Annotated in this window: 16 protein-coding genes; 14 read left to right on the forward strand and 2 right to left on the reverse strand. The window is 64.0% G+C overall.

Annotated elements, in window-relative coordinates:
• Positions 1–26: 26 nt before the first annotated feature.
• From CLV65_RS08670 to CLV65_RS01660, 7 genes are all read left to right on the forward strand, one after another.
• Positions 27–383: a hypothetical protein gene (locus CLV65_RS08670; protein ID WP_144441903.1), complete on the forward strand. Its 357-nt coding sequence runs from the start codon at positions 27–29 to the stop codon at positions 381–383.
• Positions 384–453: 70 nt separating this feature from the next.
• Positions 454–5,028, forward strand: a complete 4,575-nt coding sequence (gene gltB / locus CLV65_RS01635; protein ID WP_483407197.1) for a glutamate synthase large subunit — start codon at positions 454–456, stop codon at positions 5,026–5,028.
• 1 nt (position 5,029) lies between these two features.
• Positions 5,030–6,505, forward strand: coding sequence for a glutamate synthase subunit beta (locus CLV65_RS01640; RefSeq protein WP_094691645.1), 1,476 nt, complete (start codon positions 5,030–5,032; stop codon positions 6,503–6,505).
• Positions 6,506–6,723: 218 nt separating this feature from the next.
• Positions 6,724–7,203: a hypothetical protein gene (locus CLV65_RS01645; protein ID WP_094691646.1), complete on the forward strand. Its 480-nt coding sequence runs from the start codon at positions 6,724–6,726 to the stop codon at positions 7,201–7,203.
• 117 nt (positions 7,204–7,320) lie between these two features.
• Positions 7,321–8,181 carry an ABC transporter ATP-binding protein gene (locus CLV65_RS01650; RefSeq protein WP_094691647.1) on the forward strand — a complete coding sequence of 287 codons (861 nt, stop codon included), beginning with the start codon at positions 7,321–7,323 and terminating at the stop codon, positions 8,179–8,181.
• A gap of 130 nt (positions 8,182–8,311) precedes the next feature.
• Positions 8,312–9,403: a tRNA (adenine-N1)-methyltransferase gene (locus CLV65_RS01655; RefSeq protein WP_420848416.1), complete on the forward strand. Its 1,092-nt coding sequence runs from the start codon at positions 8,312–8,314 to the stop codon at positions 9,401–9,403.
• A gap of 160 nt (positions 9,404–9,563) precedes the next feature.
• Entirely contained in the window at positions 9,564–10,139 is a 576-nt protein-coding gene (locus CLV65_RS01660) for a SixA phosphatase family protein (RefSeq protein ID WP_094691648.1), read from the forward strand.
• A gap of 160 nt (positions 10,140–10,299) precedes the next feature.
• Here the strand turns inward: CLV65_RS01660 and CLV65_RS01665 are convergent, their stop codons facing one another.
• Positions 10,300–11,349, reverse strand: coding sequence for a LacI family DNA-binding transcriptional regulator (locus CLV65_RS01665; protein ID WP_094691649.1), 1,050 nt, complete (start codon positions 11,347–11,349; stop codon positions 10,300–10,302).
• A 193-nt stretch (positions 11,350–11,542) separates the two neighbouring features.
• Between CLV65_RS01665 and metE the strand changes: the two genes are divergently transcribed.
• From metE to CLV65_RS01680, 3 genes are all read left to right on the forward strand, one after another.
• Positions 11,543–13,882, forward strand: a complete 2,340-nt coding sequence (metE, locus tag CLV65_RS01670) for a 5-methyltetrahydropteroyltriglutamate--homocysteine S-methyltransferase (protein WP_094691650.1) — start codon at positions 11,543–11,545, stop codon at positions 13,880–13,882.
• A 15-nt stretch (positions 13,883–13,897) separates the two neighbouring features.
• A complete protein-coding gene (gene metF / locus CLV65_RS01675) occupies positions 13,898–14,890 on the forward strand; it encodes a methylenetetrahydrofolate reductase [NAD(P)H] (protein WP_094691651.1) in 993 nt (330 codons plus the stop codon).
• A gap of 89 nt (positions 14,891–14,979) precedes the next feature.
• Entirely contained in the window at positions 14,980–18,240 is a 3,261-nt protein-coding gene (locus tag CLV65_RS01680; RefSeq protein ID WP_157847188.1) for a bifunctional [glutamine synthetase] adenylyltransferase/[glutamine synthetase]-adenylyl-L-tyrosine phosphorylase, read from the forward strand.
• Positions 18,241–18,375: 135 nt separating this feature from the next.
• On the opposite strand, the gene CLV65_RS01685 is transcribed toward CLV65_RS01680, so the two are convergent.
• Positions 18,376–20,412: a cation:proton antiporter gene (locus tag CLV65_RS01685; protein ID WP_094691653.1), complete on the reverse strand. Its 2,037-nt coding sequence runs from the start codon at positions 20,410–20,412 to the stop codon at positions 18,376–18,378.
• 304 nt (positions 20,413–20,716) lie between these two features.
• On the opposite strand from CLV65_RS01685, the gene pyrB reads away from it, so the two are divergent.
• The 4 genes from pyrB (at position 20,717) to pyrF (ending at position 24,793) form a co-directional block, all read left to right on the forward strand.
• A complete protein-coding gene (gene pyrB, locus CLV65_RS01690) occupies positions 20,717–21,673 on the forward strand; it encodes an aspartate carbamoyltransferase (protein WP_211278440.1) in 957 nt (318 codons plus the stop codon).
• Position 21,674: 1 nt separating this feature from the next.
• The gene (locus tag CLV65_RS01695) at positions 21,675–22,103 is read left to right on the forward strand and encodes an aspartate carbamoyltransferase regulatory subunit (protein ID WP_094691655.1); all 429 of its coding nucleotides are present in this window, start codon (positions 21,675–21,677) and stop codon (positions 22,101–22,103) included.
• A complete protein-coding gene (locus CLV65_RS01700; protein WP_094691656.1) occupies positions 22,100–23,641 on the forward strand; it encodes a dihydroorotase in 1,542 nt (513 codons plus the stop codon). The genes CLV65_RS01695 and CLV65_RS01700 overlap by 4 nt, the downstream gene beginning before the upstream one ends.
• Before the next feature lie 123 nt (positions 23,642–23,764).
• Entirely contained in the window at positions 23,765–24,793 is a 1,029-nt protein-coding gene (pyrF, locus tag CLV65_RS01705) for an orotidine-5'-phosphate decarboxylase (RefSeq protein WP_094691657.1), read from the forward strand.
• The last annotated feature ends 108 nt before the right edge of the window (positions 24,794–24,901 follow it).

Raw genomic sequence — 24,901 nt, forward strand, 5'->3', positions numbered from 1 at the left:
CGGGATTGCGCGAGGATGGCCACATTGTGGAAAGTGGAACATTGCGATTCTCGTGGAATTTGGTGTTTGCCTCTTTCGAAATGGTGCTTTCGTTTGGTATTGGTTGCGGGAAAATTATCGGACTGGAAAGGAAATCACATGGCGGAAACATTCGTGCATGTATCGAAACGCAAGGTGTGTCATGCCGCGATTCAAGCCGAAAACACGGGAATCGTCCGTTGATTCAACAAAAACAATCACGCGGCTCCTCAAATGTCGAGAGAGGCGAATGCCGCAAATCCGCCCAAAAATGCAAACAACGGGGGATTGCGGAATTCGCAGCAATCGTCTCAACGGTCGCCGAACAAACCACGGCGCGAGGCACGCCTGTATTGCAAGCGTAATAATATGTGAACGATTGCGAAGGCCTGGCTGCATGACCTTCCTCAAATGTTCCTCCATAAACCAGAGGTGATGATTGTGACGAATGCACCGCTAGATTTGAGAGTCCACGCCCCGCAGGGCATGTACGACCCATCCGCAGAGCACGATGCCTGCGGTGTCGCGATGGTGACGACCCTCAACAAGAAGCCCGCCCGGCTGATCGTCGATGACGCGATCGAAGCCCTCGAGCACCTCGACCACCGCGGTGCGGTCGGAGCTGAGGAAAACACCGGCGATGGCGCTGGAATCCTCATGTCGATGCCTGACGCATTCATCCGCAAGGTCATCGACGTGGAGCTGCCGGAACTGGGCTCCTATGCCACGGGCATCGGCTTCCTGTCGCGGGATGCAGGGGAGCGCGCCCAGCAGGAGGCGGACATCACCCGCATCACCAAGGAAGAGGGCCTCGAGACCCTCGCATGGCGCACCGTGCCGGTGAACCCGGACGGTCTGGGCCTGGGCGCCCTGAGCTCCATGCCGTCGTTCGACATGCCGGTCATCGCCGACCCCGAGCGCAAGCTCAGCGGCCTCGACCTCGAACGCCGCATCTACCGTGTGCGCAAGCGCGCCGAGCATGAGGTGGGCGTCTACTTCGCCTCGCTCTCCGCACGCACCATCACGTACAAGGGCATGCTCACCACCAAGCAGCTGCAGCCGTTCTTCCTCGATCTTTCCGATCCGGACATGGCCACCACCATCGCAGTGGTGCACTCCCGCTTCTCCACCAACACGTTCCCCAGCTGGCCGCTCGCCCAGCCGTTCCGCCTGCTGGCCCACAACGGCGAGATCAACACGATCCAGGGCAACCGCAACTGGGTCTCCGCCCGCGAAGGCAAGCTCAAGTCCGAACTGCTCGGCGACATGGCGCCGCTGCTGCCGATCAACACGCCCGGATACTCCGACTCCGGCACCTTCGACGAAACGCTCGAGCTGCTGCACTTGGCCGGCCGCAGCCTGCCGCACGCAGTGTCGATGATGGTGCCTCCCGCATGGGAGAAGAACCCCGACCTCGACCCGGACGTGCGCGCGTTCTACGAATATAACAACACGCTCATCGAACCGTGGGACGGCCCCGCTGACATTGTGTTCACCGATGGCACCCTCGTGGGCGCCACGCTTGACCGCAACGGTCTGCGCCCCGGCCGCTGGCAGATCACCGACGACGGCCTCGTCGTGCTCGCTTCCGAAGCGGGCGTGCTCAACCAGATCGAGCAGAAGCACATCGTGCGCAAGGGCCGCCTCGAGCCTGGCAAGATGTTCCTCATCGACACCGCCGAAGGCCGCCTCGTGCCCGACGACGAGATCAAGCACAATCTCGCCGCGCAGCACCCGTACCGCCAGTGGGTCGAGAACAACACCGTCGAAATGTCGCAGCTGCCGCAGCGCGCGCACGTGCGTCATTCCAACCTGTCGGTGCAGCGCCGACAGCGCGCGTTCGGCTACACCGAGGAGGACCTGAAGATCCTGCTCACCCCGATGGCAAACAACGGCCGCGAGCCGCTGGGCGCCATGGGCAACGACGCTCCGCTCGCCGTGCTGTCCAACGACGACCGCATGCTGTTCGACTACTTCACGCAGAAGTTCGCGCAGGTCACGAACCCGCCGCTCGATTGGGAACGCGAAGACATCGTGACGTGCCTCGAATCCGCGATCGGCCCCGAGGCGAACCTGCTCGAGGACGTGGAGCTGCACGCCAAGAAGGTGCTCATCCCGCTGCCGGTCATCGACTCCGACGAGATGGCCCAGCTCAAGCGCCTCGACCGCGCGCCCATCCTCGGCGGCTATTACAAGCCGTTCGTCGTGCGCGGCCTGTATCAGGTCGCGGGCGGCGGCGATGCCTTGGAGAAGCGCCTCGAAGAGATCTTCGAAGAGGTCGACCAAGCGATCGCCGACGGCAAGAACTTCCTGATTCTTTCCGACCGCAATTCCGACCATGAGTGGGCTCCGATTCCGTCGCTGCTGCTCACCTCCGCCGTGCACCACCACCTGCTGCGCCGCCACACGCGCACGCAGATTTCGCTTGCCGTGGAGGCTGGCGACGTGCGCGAGATCCACCACGTGGCGCTGCTCATCTCGTACGGCGCCGCCTGCGTGAACCCATACCTCGCGCTCGAATCCGCCGAAAACCTCGCCGAACGCGGCTACCTCAAGGTGGATGCGAAGACCGCCGTCAAGAACGTCATCAAGGCGATGAGCCAGGGCGTCATGAAGATCATGAGCAAGATGGGCGTCGACACGATCATGTCGTACCGCGGCGCGCAGCTGTTCGAAGCGGTCGGTCTGTCGCAGGAGCTCGTCGACAAGTACTTCACCGGCACGCCTACGCGCGTGGGCGGCATCGGCATCAACGAAATCGCCGAGGAAGTCGCCGCACGCCATCGCGTCGCCTACCCGGTGCAGTGGACCGCGCGTCCGCATCGCAACCTGCGCACCGGCGGCCAGTACAAGTGGCGTCGCACCGGCGAACAGCACCTGAACGACCCCGAGAGCATCTTCCTGCTCCAGCAGTCCACCCAGCGCGGCGACTACGACCTGTTCAAGCAATACAGCAAGCACATCAACGACACATCCCGCCGTCTGATGACGCTGCGCGGCCTGCTTGACTTCAAGTCCGACCGCAAGCCCATCCCGATTGACGAAGTGGAACCCGCCAGCGAAATCGTCAAGCGTTTCTCCACCGGCGCCATGTCCTATGGCTCCATCAGCCAGGAGGCGCATGAGACACTCGCCATCGCGATGAACCGCATCGGCGCGCGCTCCAACTCCGGCGAAGGCGGCGAAGACACCGAACGCCTCGACGATCCGGAGCGTTGCAGCCGCATCAAGCAGATCGCATCCGCTCGCTTCGGCGTCACCAGCGACTACCTGGTGCACGCCACCGACCTGCAGATCAAGCTGTGCCAGGGCGCAAAGCCTGGCGAAGGCGGCCATTTGCCCGGTGCAAAGGTCCCGCCGTGGATCGCCAAGGTGCGTCATGCGACGCCGGGCGTGGAGCTCATCTCCCCGCCGCCTCACCATGACATTTACTCCATCGAGGATCTGGCCCAGCTGATCCACGATGCGAAGAACGCCAACCCCAAGGCCCGCATCCACGTCAAGCTCGTGTCCGAGTTCGGCGTGGGCACGATCGCGGCAGGCGTCGCCAAGGCGCACGCCGATGTGATCTTGATCTCCGGCGGCGACGGCGGCACGGGCGCAGCCCCGCTCAACGCCATCAAGCACGCCGGCACCCCGTGGGAGATCGGCCTGTCCGAGACGCAGCAGACGCTGATCCTCAATGGCCTGCGCTCCCGCGTGGTCGTGCAGTGCGACGGCGAGCTCAAGACCGGCCGCGACATCGTGATCGCAGCGTTGCTGGGCGCCGAGGAATTCGGCTTCGCAACGTCCGCGCTCATCGTCGAAGGCTGCGTCATGATGCGCGCCTGCCAGCTCAACACCTGCCCGCAGGGCATCGCAACGCAGGATCCGGAGCTCCGCGCCCGCTTCCGCGGCAAGCCCGAGTACGTGATCAACTACTTCATGTACCTGGCGCAGGAAGTCCGCGAGATCCTCGCACAGCTCGGCTTCCGCACCCTCGAGGACGCCGTCGGCCACGTCGAGTGCCTCGACCAGACCGAAGCCAAGTCCGCATGGAAGGCCAAGGGCATCGACCTGACAAACGTGCTCGCTCAGGCCGGTCCTGTGCCCGGCACCGTGCTACACCACACGATCGCGCAGAAGCATGGCCTCGAGAAGGCCCTCGACAACCAGCTCATCCAGATGAGCCAGGATGCCTTGGAAAACCGCGAGCCCGTGCGCATCGAACTGCCGATCCGCAACGTGCAGCGCACCGTGGGCACCATGCTTGGCTACGAGATCACCCGCCGCTACCGTGAGCCCGGTCTGCCGACCGACACGATCGACATCACGTTCCACGGTTCCGCAGGCCAGTCGTTCGGTGCTTTCATTCCTCACGGCGAGACGCTGCGCATCTTCGGCGAAGTCAACGACTACGCCGGCAAGGGCCTGTCAGGCGGCCGCATCATCGTGCGCCCGGCGGAGGACGCCATCATCGACGCCCACACGAACGTCATCGCCGGCAACGTCACCGGTTTCGGCGCCACGAGCGGCGAGATGTTCATCCGCGGCCTGGCGGGCGAACGCTTCGCCGTGCGCAACGGCGGCGCCACGTTCGTCGTCGAAGGCGTGGGCGACCACGGCTGCGAATACATGACCGGCGGCGTGGTCGTGGTGCTGGGCAAGACCGGCCGCAACTTCGGCGCGGGCTTCTCCGGCGGCAACGCCTACGTGCTCGACCTCGACAAGTCGAAGGTCAACCCCGAGGCAATCGCCAACGGCTCGTTGCTGTGCCTCGAACTGAGCGATGAGGAAGACGCCCTCGTGCACAGCCTCGTCGCTAAGCACGCCGAGGAGACCGACAGCGACATCGCCAAGGAACTTCTCGCCGACTGGGATTCGGCTCGCAGCCGCTTCACCAGGATCGTGCCTCGCCAGTTCGTCGCCATGACGCAGGCGATGGACGAAGCGAAGAAGCAGGGCGTGGACTTCAATGCGCCCGGCGCTTGGGAAAAGGTTTACGAACACGTGATGGAAGGAGTGCGCTGAAATGGCTGACCCGCGTGGATTCCTCAAGGTACGCACCCGTCAGGAGCTGAAAGAACGCCCGGTCGAGGAGCGCATCAACGATTGGCTCGACGTTCACGCCGAGCATGGCCTGACGCCCTTCACGCAGACGCAGGCGTCCCGCTGCATGGACTGCGGCACGCCGTTCTGCATGACCGGCTGCCCGCTGGGCAACCTGATTCCCGAGTGGAACGACCTCGTGCGCCAAGGCAAGTGGGAGGACGCATACAACCGCCTGTCCCAGACTAACAACTTCCCTGAGTTCACCGGCCGCATCTGCCCGGCGTTGTGTGAATCCGCCTGCGTACTGGGCATTCACCAGCCGCCGACGATGATCCACAACGACGAGCAGGCCATCATCGACCAGGCGTGGGATCTTGGTTTTGTCAAGCCGCTGCCGCCCGAGCGCCTCACGGACTTCACCGTGGCGGTCGTCGGCTCCGGCCCCGCAGGCTTGGCCTGCGCCCAGCAGCTGACCCGCGCCGGCCACACCGTCGTCGTGTATGAGCGCGACGAAGAGGTCGGTGGCCTGCTGCGCTTCGGCATCCCGAACTTCAAGCTCGAGAAGTCCCTCATCGACCGCCGCGTTGAGCAGATGGAAGCCGAAGGCACCCGCTTCGTCATCAACACGACGATCGGCGAGGACATCTCCTGGGATGACCTGTACAGCCGCTATGACGCTGTCGTGGTCGCCATCGGTTCCCGCGTGCCTCGCGACATGAAGCTGCCCGGCCGCGACCTTGACGGCATCCATTTCGCGCTCGACTTCCTGCCGGATGCGACGCGCCGCGTGCGTGGCCTCACGCCGCACAACGACATCACAGCCAAAGGCAAGCACGTCGTCATCATCGGCGGCGGCGACACCGGCTCCGACTGCCTCGGCACCTCCATCCGCCAGGGTGCGAAGGACGTCACCGTGCTGCAGATCATGCCGAAGGAACCCGACGACCGTCCGGCGAACCAGCCGTGGCCGACTTTCGCACGCCGTTACCAGAAGACCTCGTCGATGGAAGAAGGCGGCACGTACATATACAACGTCGACTCCCTCGAATTCATCTCCGACGGCAACGGCCACGTCAAGGGCCTGCGCATCTGCGACGTGGCTCCCGGCGAAAACGGTCCGTTCACGCACCAGCCCGGCACCGAGCGTGAGATCCCCGCCGATCTCGTGCTCATCTCCGTGGGCTTCCTGCACCCGGACACGACCACGCTCGACGAACAGCTGCCGCTTGACAAGGACAACCGCGGCAACATCGCGCGCCTGAACGGCTTCCAGACCTCGAACCCGCGCGTCTTCGCCTGCGGCGACGCCGGCCGCGGCCAGTCGCTCGTCGTGTGGGCGATCGCCGAAGGCCGCAGCTGCGCCCATGCAGTGGACGAATACCTCATCGGTGGCCGTTCCGAACTCGCATCGCCGATCGCTTCGACCACGCGGCCGATGGGTCTGCCGCGCAAGTGACCGATCGCGCAAGTGACGGTTGTGCAAGTGAAGGTTGCGCAAGTGGCCGTTAAAGGCCGGCGGACAGACGCCAACCGATAGAGACTGCGGCCGGAGGGCACACCCCTCCGGCCGTTTGTTTATGAGCGTTTTTGTGCGTCTTGCGTCAAAAAATGCGCCAATGCCGCCCAAAAGGCTGTATTATGGCTAAAGACGTTGCACCACTTAAAGGAGAAGGTATGCCGAACAGAGCAGAACGACGCGCCCAGGCAAAGAGGGCGAAGCGCGGAGAGACTGCGACCACGAGCAGGAACACAAGGACGGCGCGCGCCCCGCGGCGCGACGACGCGGTGGATGAGTATTCACTCCAGCAGCGTTCCCTGCATCTGCAGGAATCCTCGACGGACGAATGGAAGCCGAGCGCCAGCACCGAGCCGCGCAGCCACGACAAGGACGTGACGCCGGACGACCTCGCGTTCCGCAACCCCAAGAAGGCGCCTGCGCCCAGCACCGTGCGCGGCTGGGGCCGTTTCTTCAGCTGGCTGTTCATCGTTCTTTCCGCCATTGCATTCATCATCGTGATGTTCCTGCCCAGCAAGCCGCTGTGGGCAATCGTGACCGTGTCGGTGATCTTCATCCTCGGCGTGCTTTCGCTGTTCCTCTTCGGCGGCTCGCCCAGCGAAAACCCGAACGTGGATTCCAACGGCACCGCAGTGTGAACGCATCCGCAGGGCATCGACGGCCGAGTGCTACGGCACCCGGCCGTTTTCCATGCTTCCCGGCGTATCATGAAGCACACCCAGTCGCACAGCACCGACAGGCGAAAGGCAGGCATCATGGCGATTGACCATTCCAAACCAGCGGTCGAAATTCACGATGTGGAATTCCGACGCCGCAAACGCACCATCATCACCCACGTCAACCTCACAATCCAACCGGGGGAGAAGTGGGTGCTGTTTGGCCCCAACGGCATCGGCAAATCCACGCTTGTCTCGATGATGGCGACGCGCGCGTTCCCCTCCGAAGGCACGGTGGACATCCTGGGCAACCGGCTGGGGCGCGTCGACGTGTTCTCATACCGAAACCGCATCGGCCTGACCTCCGCGGAACTGGCCAGCGCATTCCCGCTCGACGAGGATCCGCTGGACGCAGTGGTCACCGCCCTCAACGCCGTCACCGGACGGTGGCGCGACACCTACACCGACGAGGATTGCGCGAAGGCGCGCAGCCTCATGCAACGTTTCGGCATCAGCTATCTGGCGGGCAAGCAGATGTGGCGTCTCTCGTCCGGCGAACGCACGCGCGTGCTCATCTGCCGTGCGCTCATGGCGCAAAGCGACCTCATCATCCTTGACGAACCGACCACGGGACTTGACTTGGGCGGACGTGAGCTCGTGCTGCACGCCCTCACGGAAGTCGCAGCGGAAGACAGTCCGCGCGCCATGGTGCTCGTCACCCATCGTCTGGAAGAAATCCCCCAAGGATTCGACCACGTCGCCATTATGGGACGCATGAGCGGTAGCGAGCTTGAAGCGGCGAACGTGATCGTGCGCGACGGCGATCCGGCGCCCGGCACCATCCTGTATACGGGAAACTTGGAAGGCGGATTCACCGAGGAACGCCTCGAATCCCTCTTCGGCATTCCGCTCCAAGTGGTGCATGCCGGCACGCGCTGGGGTGCGTTTGCCAAGGAATGAAGCGCCCGCTCGGCTGCGTAAAACTGCGCAAGGCCGCGCCAACCACACAAGGCTGAAAGCTGAGTAAGCGGCGCCAGGCGACGACACACAGAGAGTACGGAAACACAACAAGCGACGAAAGGCGGATTGCATGATGCGACGCGGCCCCCTGCAGGCAGGGGAGAAGGTGCAGCTGACCGACCGCAAGGGAAAGATGATCACGGTGCAGCTGGTGCCCGGCGAGAGGACGCAGACGGAACACGGCTACATACTCCACGATGATCTGATTGGAGCCAGCGAAGGCACGGTGGTCGTCACCGTGAGCGGCGCTTTGGATGCCGCGGCTGGTGCAGATGCTGACGGAGTGGGCGACACCTCCACCGATGCCATGAGTGCCGCGGAGGCACATGCGCTGAATCCACGCAAGCCGTGGAAGGGCACGCGTCGCATCGGCGGATGGTCGTGGTGCGTCATGCGCCCCAGGCTCGCCGACTACGTGCTGTCGATGCCACGCGGCGCGCAGATCATGTATCCCAAGGACATCGCGACCGTGCTGCAACTGGGCGACATCCGCCCGGGCGCGCGTGTGCTGGAATCCGGCGGCGGCAGCGGTGCGATGGGCATCAACCTGCTCGAAGCGGTGGGCGAGACCGGCAGCCTCACCACGATCGAGCTGCGCTCCGAATTCGCGCATATCTGCGAGGCGAACGCCACGCTGTTTTTCGGATACCGCCCGCAGTGGTGGGACTTGCGCGTGGGTGACTTCGATTCTGTCGCCGCCACGCTGCCTGAGCACAGCTTCGACCGCATCGTGCTTGACATGCTCGACCCGTGGAACCGCCTCGAGCAGGCGCATCGCGTCATCGAACCCGGCGGCGTGCTCGTGGCATACGTGACCACCACCACGCAGCTGAGCCGCCTGGCGGAGGCTGTGCGCGAATCCGGCCAATGGACGCAACCGGAGGTGCAGGAGACGTTGGAGCGCACGTGGAAGGTCGAGGGGCTTTCGGTGCGTCCGAACCATCAGATGATTGCGCACACCGGCTTCCTGTTCATTACCCGTGCGATGGCGGACGGCGTGCAGGCGCTTCACAAGAAAGAGCGCGCCACGAAGGACGTCTACACGGATGTCGATGAGCTGGACTCTTTGGAATTGCGCGACATTTCGGACCGCAAGGTGCGCAAGGTGATCCGTGACCTCGACCGTCAGGTCAAGGAGCAGGAAGCGCAAGCACAGCAGTAGCGGCCGCAACAGGCGCCGGCAATAAGTCCGCCGATACTACAGAAATCACACAATTCGCCATAACGGACGATCCAAGGACACGGACAATTCGAAGACACGGAAAGTCACAAGACGCAAGGTCACAAGACGCAAGGTCGCGGACAGTCACAAGGAGGCTCATATGGGATCGGCACAAGACAATCTTGCACGCTTGGCGGCGGCAGTGAAGGACACGCCGTATGTGCTCATGCTCATGCGCCACGGCAAGACGGAACCGTATTCCACCAACGGCGACGCGGCGCGTGAATTGACCGACACGGGGCGCAAGCAGGCCAAGGCGATGGCGAAAACCCTCGAAAGCCTTGGTTTGGTGCCGGATGTGGTCGCGTCGTCAGCCGCCAAGCGCGCACGACAGACCACCGACCGTATGCTCAAGGTGTTCGGTGACGGGCCGGACGCGCGCTACCACATGGACCTCTATGACGGTGGCATGCAGGCGCTGCTTGACGAGCTCGTGCACACGAAGGAGTCCGACCACAAGCTGCTCATCGTATGCCATGAACCCACCGTGTCGATTGCCGCGCAGTGGCTGTCGGATCCGGATGCGCAGGGCGCCGAGGCGACGGCGCTCAGCGAGATGAGCATTGGTTTCTCACCGGCGTCCGTCGCCGTGCTGGGCGGCAGCGAGCCGTTCGCCCAGTGGAGCCTTCACCATGCGGCGCCCCTCGCGCTGCTGCGTCCCGGCAACGTTGAGTGAATCATTGCGTCAATCGCAGCGCATGGCTCGCGGCACTTGAACCGCGGCACTTGAACCGCGGCGCATGAGCTATTGCATGTAAATCATGGCATTGGGCAGCTGCTGGGCATCCCTAGGTATCCCGGGCATCCTCGGTATGCGCCCAATGCAACGCAGCTGCCTAATGCAACGCCACGGATCCCTTTTTCAGCAGCGTGCAATGGATCTTCGGGGTGTTAGCGTCGATGGGCGGTATCGCAGCGGTCGTCGTCGGCGGCTTAAGATTCGTCACCGCTTGGGCATCGATCAGCGACACCAGCTTGACCGCTGCCCAGTAACCCATTTCGAAATGCGGCAGCTCCACGGTCGTCAGCGCAGGGTAGAGGGTCTCGGCGAAAACCCGATGATGGTCCACGCCCACCACTGATATGTCTTTGCCGATGGTGAGTCCATGCCGCGCCGCGGTCTCATAGACATACAGCGTGCGCGCATCGTTGAAGCAGAAGAATCCGTCCGGCCGCTCCCTGTCGAACAGATCATGCACGGATTCCACGGCGGTCTTGGGCTCCGTTACGTTCGTGACGAGGCTCTCGTCGTAAGGCATCCCGCCGTCGCGCAAAGCGGCCTGATAACCGGCAAGGCGGCCGGATTGGGCTTGCTCCACCCCAGGTGCGTCGCATCCGACATAGGCGATGCGCTGGCATCCGGCTTTGACTAAGTACGAGGTGGCGTCGTAGCCGATGGAGAACTCGTCGGGCACGACGCTGGGAATCGTACCGTTGCGGTCCGTGGCGTCGGCAAGCACGGTGGGGTAGTCCAGCAGCTTGGACGGCACGTCGGTGACGCGGTTCGACATTTCGGCGTACAGGAATCCGTCCACGCCGTAGCGCTTGAGCGCATCGATCTCATCGTCTTCGCGCACGCCGCCGTCGGTGCTCACGGTGATGAGCATGTAGCCTAGCTGGCTTGCCGCTGTCTGCGCGCCCAGGATCATGCCGCCTGCGAACGGTGTGGTCGCGACCTCGTCGCTGATGAAGCCGAGGATGCGTGTGCTGTTTGTGCGCAGCGAGCGGGCAAGGGGATTGACCTTGTAACCGAGTTTGTGTGCCGTTTCGCGAACCATCGCGGCGGTTTGTGGGTTGACCCTTCCTTCGTCGTGGTGGTTCATCACCAACGACACCGTTGAGACGGACACGCCTGTCCGTTTGGCGATTTCTCTCATTGTTATCATGATTTAAAACGATACACCTTAGATTTACCCTAGGTTTACCTTGGGTTGCGGGACACCAGCGTGACGCCAAGGTGTAAGCCAGGGTATAAACCCGGCTTATAGCGACACGCAAAACTGGTGGATTACCGCGAATGTGCGGATTATTGCTAGCTTTTTCATGTTCCCCGAAGTATATCCAAGAGAGGTTTACACAATGAGCGCACTCACGTCAGTCATCGGATTCCCGCGCATCGGCGAGAACCGCGAACTGAAGAAATCCATCGAAGCCTATTGGAAGGGCAACGCCAGCCTCGATGAGATGCGCTCGACTGCGAAGCAGCTGCGCGCAAAGCATTGGCAAATCCAGAAGGATGCAGGCATCGACCTCATCCCCAGCAACGACTTCAGCTACTACGACCAGATGCTCGACACCGCGATCTTGCTCAACGTGGTCCCTAAGCGTTATCGTGACCTGAACCTGGGCGAGGAAGACACGCTGTTCGCCATCGGCCGCGGCTATCAGGGCGAGCAGGGCGATGTCACCGCCCAGCCAATGAAGAAGTGGTTCACGACGAACTACCACTATCTCGTGCCCGAAATCAGCGAAGACACGCAGATCAAGCTCGTCGGCACCAAGCCGTTCGACGAATTCAACGAAGCCAAGGAACTGGGCATCGCCACCAAGCCCGTGTTGATCGGCCCCTACACGTTCCTCAAACTCGCCCGTGGCCCGCAGGCCGCCGACCTTGAGATCACCGACGAGATCGTCTCCAGCGCTGCCGCCGCATACGCGCAGATCGTGTCCCGTTTCGCCACGCTCGGCGCCTCGTGGGTGCAGTTCGACGAACCGTACCTCGTGCTTGACAAGGAGGAAGGCGACCTTGACCTGTTCCGCCGCCTCTATGAGCCAATCCTCGCCGTGCGCCGTGACGCGGTGGACGCGCCGAAGGTGCTGGTGCAGACCTACTTCGGCCACATCGCCGACACCCTGCCCACCCTCGCCGAGCTCCACGTGGATGGCATTGGCCTCGATTTCGTGGAAGGCCGCGACGAGAACCTCGACGCTCTCGCCAAGCTCGCCGCCGCCAACAATGGCGAAGGCGCCCTTGCCGATGATGTGACGATTTTCGCCGGCGTCGTGGGCGGCCGCAATATCTGGCGTAACGACTACGCCAAGACGCTTGACCTGCTCGACGAGATCGACGAAGTGACCCCGGGCGAGGTCGTGGTTTCCACCGCCAGCTCGCTGCTCCACGTGCCGTTCACCACCGCCAACGAGCACAAGCTGGGCGACGACGTGCTGCGCCACTTCGCGTTCGCTGTCGAAAAGCTGGGTGAGCTCACGGATCTCGCCGAGCTCGCCGTCGAATCCGATGAGGAACGCGCCGCCAGCGACGCGCTCAAGGACAACGCCGCTCTCTTCGACGGCACCCGCGTCGCAGCCGATCCTCAGGTCGCCGCGCGCATCGCCGCACTCACCGACGCCGACTACACCCGCCAGCCCGCCCGCGCCGAGCGTCAGAAGACGCAGCGCACGGAACTGGGCCTGCCCGTGCTGCCCACCACCACGATCGGCTCCTTCCCGCAGACGCGTGAAGTGCGCCAGTACCGCGCACGCCTGCGCAAGGGTGAGATCGACCAGAAGACGTATGACGATTTCATCGCCGGCAAGATCGAGGAATGCATCCGCCATCAGGAGCAGATCGGCCTCGATGTGCTCGTGCACGGCGAATTCGAACGCAACGACATGGTCGAGTACTTCGGCCAGAACCTCAACGGCTTCCTCTTCACGCAGAACGCTTGGGTGCAGTCCTACGGCACGCGCTGCGTCAAGCCTCCGATCGTGTGGGGCGACGTCTCCCGCGCCCGCCCGATCACGGTGCGCTGGAGCTCCTACGCACAGTCCCTCACGAACCATGTGGTCAAGGGTATGCTCACCGGCCCGGTGACGATCCTCAACTGGTCTTGGCCGCGTGAGGATGTCTCCCATGAGCTGCAGACCACGCAGCTGGCGCTGGCAATCCGTGACGAAGTGCTTGACCTTGAGAAGGCCGGCATCCGCGTGATTCAGATCGACGAGGCCGCGTTGCGCGAGAAGCTGCCGGTGCGCCGTTCCGATTGGTATAGCAAGTACCTTGACTGGGCGATTCCCGCATTCCGCCTCGTGCACTCCGGCGTGCGCCCCGATACCCAGATCCACACGCACATGTGCTACTCCGAGTTCAATGACATCATCCGCTCCATCGACAACATGGACGCCGACGTCATCTCGTTCGAAGCCTCCCGCTCCGACCTCACGGTGCTCGATGCAATCCACGAGGCTCATTTCGAGACCGAAGCAGGCCCCGGCGTGTATGACATCCACTCGCCGCGCATCCCCTCCGTCGAAGAGATCGAAGACAAGATTCACGCGATCTTGACAAAGATGGATGTGAGCAAGGTGTGGGTCAACCCTGACTGCGGCCTCAAGACCCGCGGCGACGAGGAGACCTGGCCGAGCCTGGAGAACCTGGTGACCGCCACGAAGCATGTGCGCGCCGAGCTGGGCGAATAAGACCGGGTGAGTGTCATGTCTGAAAAGACACAGCAAGGGGAGTCCTCCCAGGAACCGGCTGCACAGCCGGCTGAGGTGTCGCCTGCGGTGTCTGCTGCCAAGTCGGCCGCGGAGCCTGCGAAGGGTTCCGCGGCGGCTTCGGCGCAGCGACGCCGCGACCATGTGCCGGTGTTTTCACTCGAGGTGTTCCCTCCCAAGCGCAACGCATCCGTCGGTACGATTTATGACACGCTTGACGGATTGCAGGGCGTGGATCCGGATTTCATCTCGGTGACTTACGGCACAGGCAAGCAGGCCGACCGCACGGCGACCGCGCGCATCTGCAACACGATTCGCCAGGAATACGACATCCCTGTGATCGGGCACCTGACCGCGCAATACCTTGACGAGCAGGGCGCTTCCGAAGCGCTGGAGATGTTCGAACAGGCGAAGGTGCGCGGCGTGCTGGCATTGCGCGGTGACGCCGTGCCCGGCCGTGAACCGGCGGGGGTGTTCGACCATGCCTCCGACCTAGCGGCGTTCATCCGTCGCACGCACCCCGATCTGACGATTTACGGCGCATGCTATCCGGAGGGCCATCCGCAGTCCGTCTCGCTCAAAGAGGATGTGGAGAACCTTCGCAAGAAGGTGGATGCCGGTGTCTCGCACCTCATCTCGCAGTTGTTTTACGACAACGCGGACTTCCTCAACTTTGTGCAGATGGCGCGGGCAGAGGGCGTCGACGTCCCGATCGAGGCCGGCATCATGCCGGTGATGAACGTAGGGCAGGTGCGTCGCATGGGCAAGCTGTGTGGCGCGCGCATCCCGCATGCGCTCGACCGCATGCTCGACAAATGGCAGGACGACCCCCGTTCGCTGCGCGCGGCAGGCATCGTCTACGCCTCCCAGCAGATCAGTGACCTCGTGGCGCAGGGCGTGCAGGGCGTGCACCTGTACACGATGAACCATCCGGGCATCACCCGTCGCATCTGGCAGAACGTGGGCGACCTGTTCGAAACGCAGGCCTGACGCCTGCCGGTGAGGCATTGTCCGCAGCGATGTTTCCAAATCCCGTCGGCGACAAACCGGCGGGATTTGTGCGTTTTACAATGGCTTCTATGAGCGACTCTCCCATTTCTGCGTTGGAATTGATCAAGGCCGGCATCGCCGACACGTCCGCTGCACAATCCAATCTTGCACGGCTCGGCGAGGCAGGAATGTCGCGCGATTCCCTCCGCAGCCTGTGCGAGGAACTAGCATCCGCATGCGATCCGGACGTGGCGTTGCGCCACCTGACGGATCTGGCGACCGATGGCGATTACCCGGATGCGCAGGAGCGCGAAGCCGTGCTCAGCCGCGTTCCAGCCGACCCTGAGCTGCTTGCGCGCCTCGTGCGGGTGCTTGGCGCGTCCGACTTCCTGGGCCGTCTTGTCGAGACGCGCCCCGATGTGCTCGATGCGATCATCGGCGAGGGGTATGCGAGCCATGATTGGAGTCGGGAGCGTCGCCGCGAGGACTTGCTGGATGCCGTCGGCGCAGATCCGGCATCGCCGCAGCCGGTGGCGACGAAACCCGTCGCCGACGCGGTCAACGCCATGCGTCGGCGCTACTGGTGCCAGGTCGCTGCGATTTGCGCACGTGACGTGAGCCAGTCCGATCCCATGGCAGTGCAGCCGAACATCAGCCTGTGCCTGTCCGACGCGGCGGACGCAGCGCTCGAAGCGGCGCTTGCCGTCGCCTACAGCATGGTGGAGGGGTCGGCGGGGTGCCGGTTCTCCATCATCGGCATGGGCAAGCTGGGCGCCCGCGAGCTTAACTACATGTCGGATTGCGACCTCATCTATGCCGTCGCACCCGCAGGCAGCGCGGAAGGTGAGGGCAGTGCGGATGGCGCAGGCAGTGCAAATGGCGCGGCCAGTGTGGATGGTGCGGACGATGCAACAGGCGAAGCAGCCGCGAGCGGTGCCGCTGGCGCTGCTGCTTCGAACGGTTCCGTTGCGGCGCTGACGGGTGACGCGCTCAACCGCGTGGGCACACGCATCGCCACTTCTATGCAGCGCGTGTGCCAGGACGTCATCCCCGGCGTCACGGAACCCGCGTTGTGGCAGATCGACGGCGCGCTCCGCCCCGAAGGCAAGGCCGGTCAGCTGGTGCGCACCGTGGAGTCGCACAAGGCGTATTACGAGAAATGGGCGGACAACTGGGAGTTCCAGGCATTGCTCAAGGCGCGTCCCGTCGCGGGCGACCCTGCGCTCGGCCAGGCGTATCTGGATGCGATGACCCCGTTCGTGTGGCTCGCCTCCACGCGCCCGAACTTCGTGTCGGATTGCCAGAAGATGCGCACGCGCGTCGAGGAATACATCCAGCCGCAATTGCGCGACCGCGAGATAAAACTGGGGAAGGGCGGTCTTCGCGACGTGGAGTTCACCGTGCAGATGCTGCAGCTCGTGCACGGGCGCACCGATGAATCCCTGCGCCTGCGCTCCACGCTCGACGCGCTTCAGGCACTGTCGCAGGGCGGTTACATGAGCCGGCGCCAAGCGCAGCGGCTTTCGGAGGATTATCGTTTCGAACGCGTGATGGAACACCGCCAGCAGATGTGGCAGTTCCACCGCACGCATCTGTTCCCCGACCTTGGCCCCGCCAGCAGGGGAGGGCTCGACGCCCCGCGCGCCATCAACATTCAGGAATTGGACGAAAACGTGGAACTGCGCCGCCTCGCCCGTGCCTTCGGCATGCGCAACGACGAGCTCGTGGACGCCTACGATTCCACGCGCCGTGAGATTCGCCAGCTGCACCTCGACATCTACTATCGTCCGATGCTGCCGGCGATTGCGCAGATGAGCGACGATGCCATCGCGCTGACGCCGCAGGCCATCGAAGACCGTTTCGCCTCCCTGGGCTTCCTCGACCCGCAGGCCGCCATCGGGCATGTGTCGGCGTTGACGGAGGGCGTCAGCCGCGGCGCCAAGATCAACAGAATCCTGCTTCCCGCGGTGCTTGAGATGATCGCCCGCGGCCAAAACCCTGACATGGGCCTGCTGCAATGGCGTCGCCTTGTCGAAGCGTTCGGCAGCGGCTCGCCGTATCTGGGGTTCCTGCGCGATTCCTCCGACGCATTGGAACGCCTGTGCCATGTGCTGTCCAACTCGCGGTTCCTCGGCGATGCGCTCATCAAATCCACCGAATCCGTCACATGGCTGGGCGACGACAGCCTGCTGCGTCCGCGCAGCCGCGAAAGTCTCGACGTGCGGTGCGAAAGCGCACGCGAACGATATCGTGACGATGACCGCAGCTTCGCCACGTCGCTGCGCGCGATGCGCCGGCATGAGATCGAGCGGATCGGCCTGGGTTGGATGAGCGGCGTCGTGACGGGCGCCGACGGCCTCGAAGGCATGACGCTCGTCTACGATGCGGCGCTCGATGCGGCGCTGTCGTGGGCGATTGACGAAAAGATGCGCGCCGACGGGTTGGTGAAGGCGCCCGCCAAGGTCAGTGTCATCGCCATGGGCAGGTATGGCGGCAGGGAGGTGAACTTCAGCTCCGACGCCGACGTCATCGTCATCTACGAGCCGGACGCTGGTGCGGACGAAGCCGCGGCGAACGCCTTCGCGCGCACAGTGGAGGACCGTGTGCGGCAGCTTCTGGGCGGTCCGCTCACCACGGAGCCGCCGATTGACCTTGACCTTGACCTGCGCCCGGAAGGCCGCAACGGCGCGTTGGTGCGCTCGTATGAATCATGCCGCGAATACTATGCGTCGTGGGCGGATACGTGGGAGCACCAAGCCTTGCTTCGTGCGCGCTATGCGGCAGGCGACGCGGAGCTAGCCAACAGGTTCCTCACACGCATCGCCGACCCGTTGCGATACCCCGACCGGCCGTTGGACGACTCGCAGTTGCAGCAGATCCGCACCCTCAAGGCACGCATGGAGGCGGAGCGTCTGCCTCGAGGCGTGCGCCGCGACAGGCATGTCAAGCTCGGTTCCGGCGGCCTGTCGGACGTGGAATGGACAGTGCAGCTGCTGCAGCTCAACCATGCGGGGGAGCATGCGAGCCTGCGCACGACCAGCACGATGGAGGCGCTGGACTGCTTGGAATCCGAGGGGCTTATCAGCGCCGAGGATGCCGGGGTGTTGCGCAGCACATGGTGGTTGTGCACCGACACGAGAAATGCCACGATGCTGTGGACTGGCAGGACGAATCGCGCTGATGTAATACCAGATGATACATATGCGTTGGGTGGCATCGCGGCATGCATGGGCAGGCCTGCGAACTCCGGGCAGCGGTTCATCTCCGAGCTTCTGGGTGCGATGCGCCGCTGCCGTGCGGTCGCCACGCGGTTGTTCTACGGCAAGGAGGAGCGCAGCGAGGCTCGCTGAAGATGGGGGGGTCTGCTGAAACCGGGGATTGCTGAAACCGTGAGATTTTCTGAAACTGGGGCAGCGCGTGAGGCTGCGTGAGGCGGGGGCGCCTGCCATGCGCAGCCTCACGTCCGTCTCACTTTCGTACGTGCCTCACATGCCCAGATCGGCCTCCATCAGGTGCACGTTGCGGCGCATCGTCTTCGCTTGGTCACGGGTGATGCGCTGCTGGTCGAGCAGGTCGCGAATCGTCTCCAACTCGATGCGGAAGGCCTCGGAACGCACCTGAGCGATTTGCGCGGCAAGCTTCTCGCGCTGCTCGGGCGTGCGGCCACGCAGACGAGTGGCGGCGAGCGAGGCGCGGTATTCGCCCATGAGCTCCGTCACGCACGCGGCGTCATACCGTGGATCGTTCACCAAGTCGAAGAGATGGTCGATGGTTGCTTGAAGCAGTTCGTTGTGCAGACGGACGGAATCCTGCGACACGGTGGCATCCGCCACGGTCGCGACGGCGGGAATCATCTTTCCCACGCGGCGGCGCAGCGCGCCCACAACGTTCTTGGCAAGCCACGTGAGGCGCTGCCACACCTGGCGCGCACGCCACACGCCGAGCTTGCGCTCCACGTCGAGGCTCACGCGAATGCGCCCGGCCATGTCATTGGCGGCCTGTGCCATGGATTCGTTGCGCTGCGCATACCCTTGCAGCCACTGAATCTCCCATTCCATCGTCTCGCGCCGCAGCTCATGCTCGTTCTCCAAGTGCCGTTTCGACGCCTGCGCCCCCTCGAGACGCGCCACGCGATAGGTGTAGGAACGCATGACCATCTGCACGGCAAGATGGTTCTCGGTCGTGTCGGTCTGCGCCAGCCGCTCGATGGTGGTGTTGAGCAGCAGACGGTTGGCGTTGGCCATCTCCTGCGCCGAGACCTGCGAGCCGCGCGGGGCAAGCGCCGGCAGCATGATGTTGGTGAGTACCAGCGACAGCAGCACGAACACCGCGGCGATCGCCCATAGCAGCGAGCGCACGGGTGTGTTGTCTTCCGCAAGCCCCAGGGCGGCGGGCAGCGTGAACACCAGCGAGATCGTGATGGCGCCCTTCGTACCGCCGAATGTCATCACCAGCGCCGAATGCCAGCGTTCCTTCGTCATCTGTCGGCGTTTGCCGGTCATCTCGGAATGCGTGACGCGCAGCATGAGGGCGACGCCTACGAAACGCACCGCCAGAGACACGACGGTGAGCAGCAGCGCGGCGGCGATGATGTGCCCGATGTTGCCCGGCAGGTTGTGCAGGGAATCGAGCAGGATTATCGGCAGTTGGATTCCCAGCAGCACGAAGATGGCTCCGTTGAGCGTGAATTCAAGGAACTCCCACACTGAATTGGACACGAGGTTCACGCGGGCGATGTCGCTGCCCACGCCACGGCGGTGGAAACCGATGGCAAGGCCCGCCGCCACCACCGACAGCACCGGCGAGAGCCCCATGCGTTCCGACAGGTAGTAGATGAGGAACGGCGAGAGGATCTCGATGGTGATGCGGTTCGTCGTGGTTTCAAGACGGTGGCGCCGCAGCATGGTGACGAAGGAGTCGATGAGCTTGCCCATGACGAAGCCGAACGCGATGCCGCCGAGGAAGCTCACCAGCACCTCGCGGGTGAATTCAAGCGGGGAGAAGCGCCCGGTGAGCGCCGCCGTCACGGCGAATTCGAAGCTCACGATCGAGGCGGCGTCGTTGAACAGGCTCTCGCCCTTGAGAATCTCCATCTGCCGCTCGGAAAGCTGGGCTTGGCGGCCCATCTGCGTGACCGCGACCGCATCCGTCGGTGCGAGCGCGGCGCCCAAGGCGAGGGCGGCGGCCATGCTGATCTGCGGCCAGAAGGCGTGGAGCGTGGCGCCGGTGGCGATGATGCACAGGAACACCAGTCCGATGGCGAGCCATAGGGATTGCTTGAGCACGCGCATGAGCCGGGGTTTGGATGTGCTGCGCGCAGCGTTGAACAGCAGCGGTGCGATGAACAGCACCATGAACAGTTCGGAGTCGAGCTGCACGGTGGGCAGGAACGGCGTGAAATACCACATGACGCCCAGCGCCACTTGCACGAGCGGCAGCGAGACGCGGGGGATGAAACGTTCGAGTATGGAAGAGACGAGCACTCCGGTGACCACGAGAATGACCAGTGACAGGGATTGCATGCGGCTCCTTCCATGGGCGTCGCCGAGACGGTTCCGCTGGGTGGTGCGGAGGCGGCTGGCGATTGTGGTTCAGGGTATCGGCGGTTCAGGGTATCGGCGGCGTGGCCGAACCCTTCCATCGTATCGGAGGAACGTTGTTTGAAGACTTTGTGTGTCGGCAGGTGGATGGGGTGTCGACGGGCGTGTATGTCGGTGTTTCGCACTATTGTGTGATAGGTCACATGGAGTGGCCGCCTCATAATTCTTCGAAAGGCGTGCTATGACATCACTCACAGCGCAGGATGGCGCTGACATCGAGTCCCAACTGATCGGCAAGAGCGTGGTGACGCTTGATGATCTGACGACCGATCAGATTTCTCTTCTTCTGCGCAAAGGCAATTACATCGAACACAACATGGCGAAGGTGCGGCACGCTTGCGATGGCCGCATCCTCGCCACTCTTTTCTATGAGCCGTCCACGCGCACGCGCCTGAGCTTCGAGACGGCCATGCTGCGCCTGGGCGGGCACGTCATCGGTTTCTCCAACGCGCAGAACTCCTCGGTGTCCAAGGGTGAGACAATTTCGGACACCGTGCGCGTCGTTTCGAATTTCGCCGACATCATCGCCATGCGCCACCCCAAGGAGGGCGCGGCTCTCGTCGCCGCCCACGCGGCGGACGTTCCCGTTATCAACGGCGGTGACGGCGGCCACATGCATCCCACGCAGACGCTCGCCGACCTATTCACCATCCAGGCACGCTTCGGTCGCATCACCAACCTCGTCGTGGGATTGTGCGGCGACCTGATGTTCGGCCGCACCGTGCATTCGCTCATCGAGACGCTGTGTCGTTTCGGCAATGTGCATTTCGTGCTCATCAGCCCCGACGAACTCAAGACCCCGCGGTACGTGATCGACCGCATCGAGGCGTCCGGCACCTGCAGCTACGAGGAAGTGCACGACCTGCAGGACGCCATCGGCAAGCTCGACGTGTTGTACATGACGCGCGTGCAGAAGGAACGCTTCTTCAACGAGGACGACTACTTGCGCCTGCGCGACACCTACATCCTCGACCCGGCGAAGATGAAGCTCGCCAAGCCCACGATGGCCGTGCTCCATCCGCTGCCGCGAGTCAACGAAATCAGCTTCGACGTGGATTCCGATCCTCGCGCCGCCTACTTCGAGCAGGTGCGGCGCGGCATGCTCATGCGCATGGCGTTGGAAAGCTCCCTGCTGGGCGACAGGCTGCCCGGCTTCGACGAGACCGAGGAGGTCGCTGCCTGACATGGAAGTTACAAGCCTCAACAACGGAATCATCATCGACCACGTGCCCGCGGGCACAGCGCTCAAGGTGCTGCAATACATCCACGTGGATCCCTCGCGCACCAAGATCGCGCTCATCATGAACGCCGATTCGCACCGCTACGGCACGAAGGACATCATCAAGATCGAAGGCATGGACTTCGCCGACCTCGACCTGCATGTGCTCGGCCTCGTGGCGCCCAACGCCACCGTCGGCATCGTGCGCGACGGCAGCATCGTCAAGAAGCTCACCCCCACACTGCCCGAGCACGTGGAAGGCGTGATCCGCTGCCCCAATCCGCGGTGCGTCACCTCCACGGAGCGCGACATCAAGCAAGGATTTCATCTGGTGACGCTCAACGGACACCAGGAGTACCGCTGCGACTACTGCGATGAGGAGGCAAAGCTGTGAGCGCCGCTGCCCAAGGACCCCGCACGGTGCTGCTGCACAACGTCACGCTGTGGAGCGGTTGGAGACGCAAGGATTCCGCTCTGCCCGTGGCGGTGGATGTGATCGCCCCGCTGGCCGAATCCGCCATCGCCGAACGCCCGTTGGCGGCAGGGGAGCCCGGTGGCGCGCCCGTGAGGGTCGATTGCACCGGCATGATGCTGGTGCCGGGCTTCGCCGACCCCCACGTGCACTTCCGCGATCCCGGCCAGACGCACAAGGAGACGATGGTCACCGGATGCGCCGCCGCAGTGTCGGGAGGCTACACGAGCGTGCTCATCATGCCCAACACCGTGCCCGCGCTCGATGGGGCGCGCATCGATCCGGCAGATCCCAGGGCACAGCAGCTGCACGGCTATGACTCCGCGCTCGACTATCTCGAGCATTACGAGCAGGCCAACGGCGTGACGCTGCCGGTCCGCTATGCGCTGTGCGCGGCGGCGTCCCGCGACCGTGAGGGCGGCCAGCCCAGCCGGATCGAGGACTGGCGCCATGCGCTGGCGACCGTCGGCACGCCCGGTTTCGCGCATCCCGTGGTCGCCGTGAGCGACGACGGCGCCGCGGTGCCTGACGCTTTGCTCGACGACGTGGCGCGCATGTGCCTGGAGGCAGGGGTGCCGTTCATCGACCATTGCGAGCATCATGACTCGGGCATCATGAACGAAGGCGCAACCTCGCGCCGCCTGGGCGTGCCAGGCATCGCAGAGCAGACGGAGACGACGATCATCGCCCGCGACATCGACCTGGCCCGCCGCACCGGCTGCCACGTGCATCTGCAGCATGTCAGCTGCGCCGCCTCGTTCGATCTGATCCGCCGTGCGAAGGACGAGGGCCTGCCGGTCACCTGCGAAACCGCGCCGCACTACCTCGCCTTGGACGACACCGCGGTCGAACGCATGGACACGATGGCCAAGATGAACCCGCCGCTGCGCAGCGAAGCCAATAAATTCGCCACCCGCAAGGCCGTGGCGGACGGCACCGTGGACCTGATCGCCACCGACCACGCGCCCCACACGCTGCGCGAGAAGTCGGAAGGCCTGCTCAAGGCGCCCAACGGCATCATCGGTTTGGAAACCGCCTACGGCGTGTGCCGTGACGTGCTTGTGGCTGGCGGCTACATCAGCGATGACCGTCTCATCACGCTGATGGGCGTCAACCCCAGCATCGTGATGGGCAATGCGGTGAGTTCCCTCAGCGCTTCCGACCTGTCACAGCCGCAGGGTCCCGGCGCTGCCCCGGTGCTCGACCTGACCCGGCTGGCAGCCGGAGCCGACACCTCGAGCGCCTTCCATTACCTGCGCGACGGCAAGGCTTACGCGGCCGGCGCCGAAAGCCCAGCGAACCAGCGCGATTACACGCTCGTCGACATGCACCGTGAATGGACCGTGGACCCCGGCGCCTTCCACTCGAAGGCACGCAACACGCCGTTCGCCGGCATGCGCCTCGCCGGGCGCCCCGTGGCTACGCTGGTGGGCGGACGCATCGTGTTCACGCGCATCTGAGCGTGCAGCCTGCGCGCACAGCCTGCGCGAAACATTGCGAAACATTCACAGCGCATAATCACAAGGTCGCCGCCTCTCCCGCAAGGGAACCGATACTGGGCGGCGGCGCATAAAAGGAGTGGCATGGACAAGCTCATCGAAGCCATCGAACGAACCGGGAACCCGAGCGTCGTGGGGCTCGACCCCAAGCCGGCGCTCATCCCCGCGCCGGTGCTCGACGCCGCACGCGCCGACAACCCCGAGTCCCGTTCGCTCGCCCTCGCCGCCGCCTACCGAGCCTTCAACAAGGCCGTCGTGGACGCGGTGACGGACATCGTCCCGGCGGTCAAGCCGCAGATTGCAATGTACGAGGCGCTCGGCCCCGCCGGCGTGCAGCTGTATTGCGACACCTGCGCCTATGCGGCGTCTCGCGGGCTGTATGTGCTGGGTGACGTCAAGCGCGGCGACATCGGCAGCACCGCAGCGCAGTACGCTGCTCACTTGGGCGGTGTGCCGGATGTGCCCGAATGGGATGACGGCTTCGGCTCCGCGCCCGAGGACCCGTGGCATGAGGACGCCATCACCGTGAACCCCTACCTGGGCTCCGACGGCATCCTGCCGTTCGTGGACGTTGCGCAGGCCGCCGACAAGGATGTGTTCGTGCTCGTGCGCACATCCAACCCCTCAAGCTCACAACTGCAGACCGTCGCGACCGCCGCAGGCGACGCCACGGTGGGCGAGCTCGTCGCGCAGCTGGCAGAGGAGTGGGGCAAGGGCACCATCGGATCCCACGGATACTCCCGCGTGGGAGCGGTCGTGGGCGCCACCCATCCCGAGGAAGGCGCCGCACTGCGCCGCCTCATGCCGCACACGTTCTTCCTCGTGCCCGGTTACGGCGCACAAGGCGGCACCGCGGCGGACGTGGCGCACATGTTCGACGAGCACGGCTCCGGCGCCATCGTCAATTCGTCCCGCGGCATCATCGCCGCGTGGAAGAAGGATCCGCAGGCCTCCCGCTTCGACGCCGACGCGTTCGAATCACCGCGCAGCATGGCGCAGTCCGAAGCCATCCACGACGACGCAGCCGAAGCGCTGGACCTCGTGGGCACGGCAGCCGCACGCGCGGCGCAAGCCATGAGGGACGACATCGCCTCGGCACTGGCCAACCGCTGACCGCTGGCATGCGGGATTCGGCTGACGTCCCTGACGCCAACCGACAGGTCCGCAAGCCAGTCCAATCCATCCGACATCTGATCCATCCAACTTCCAATCCACCCATCC

The sequence above is a fragment of the Pseudoscardovia suis genome, from assembly GCF_002797875.1.
In the GTDB taxonomy this organism is placed as follows: domain Bacteria; phylum Actinomycetota; class Actinomycetes; order Actinomycetales; family Bifidobacteriaceae; genus Pseudoscardovia; species Pseudoscardovia suis.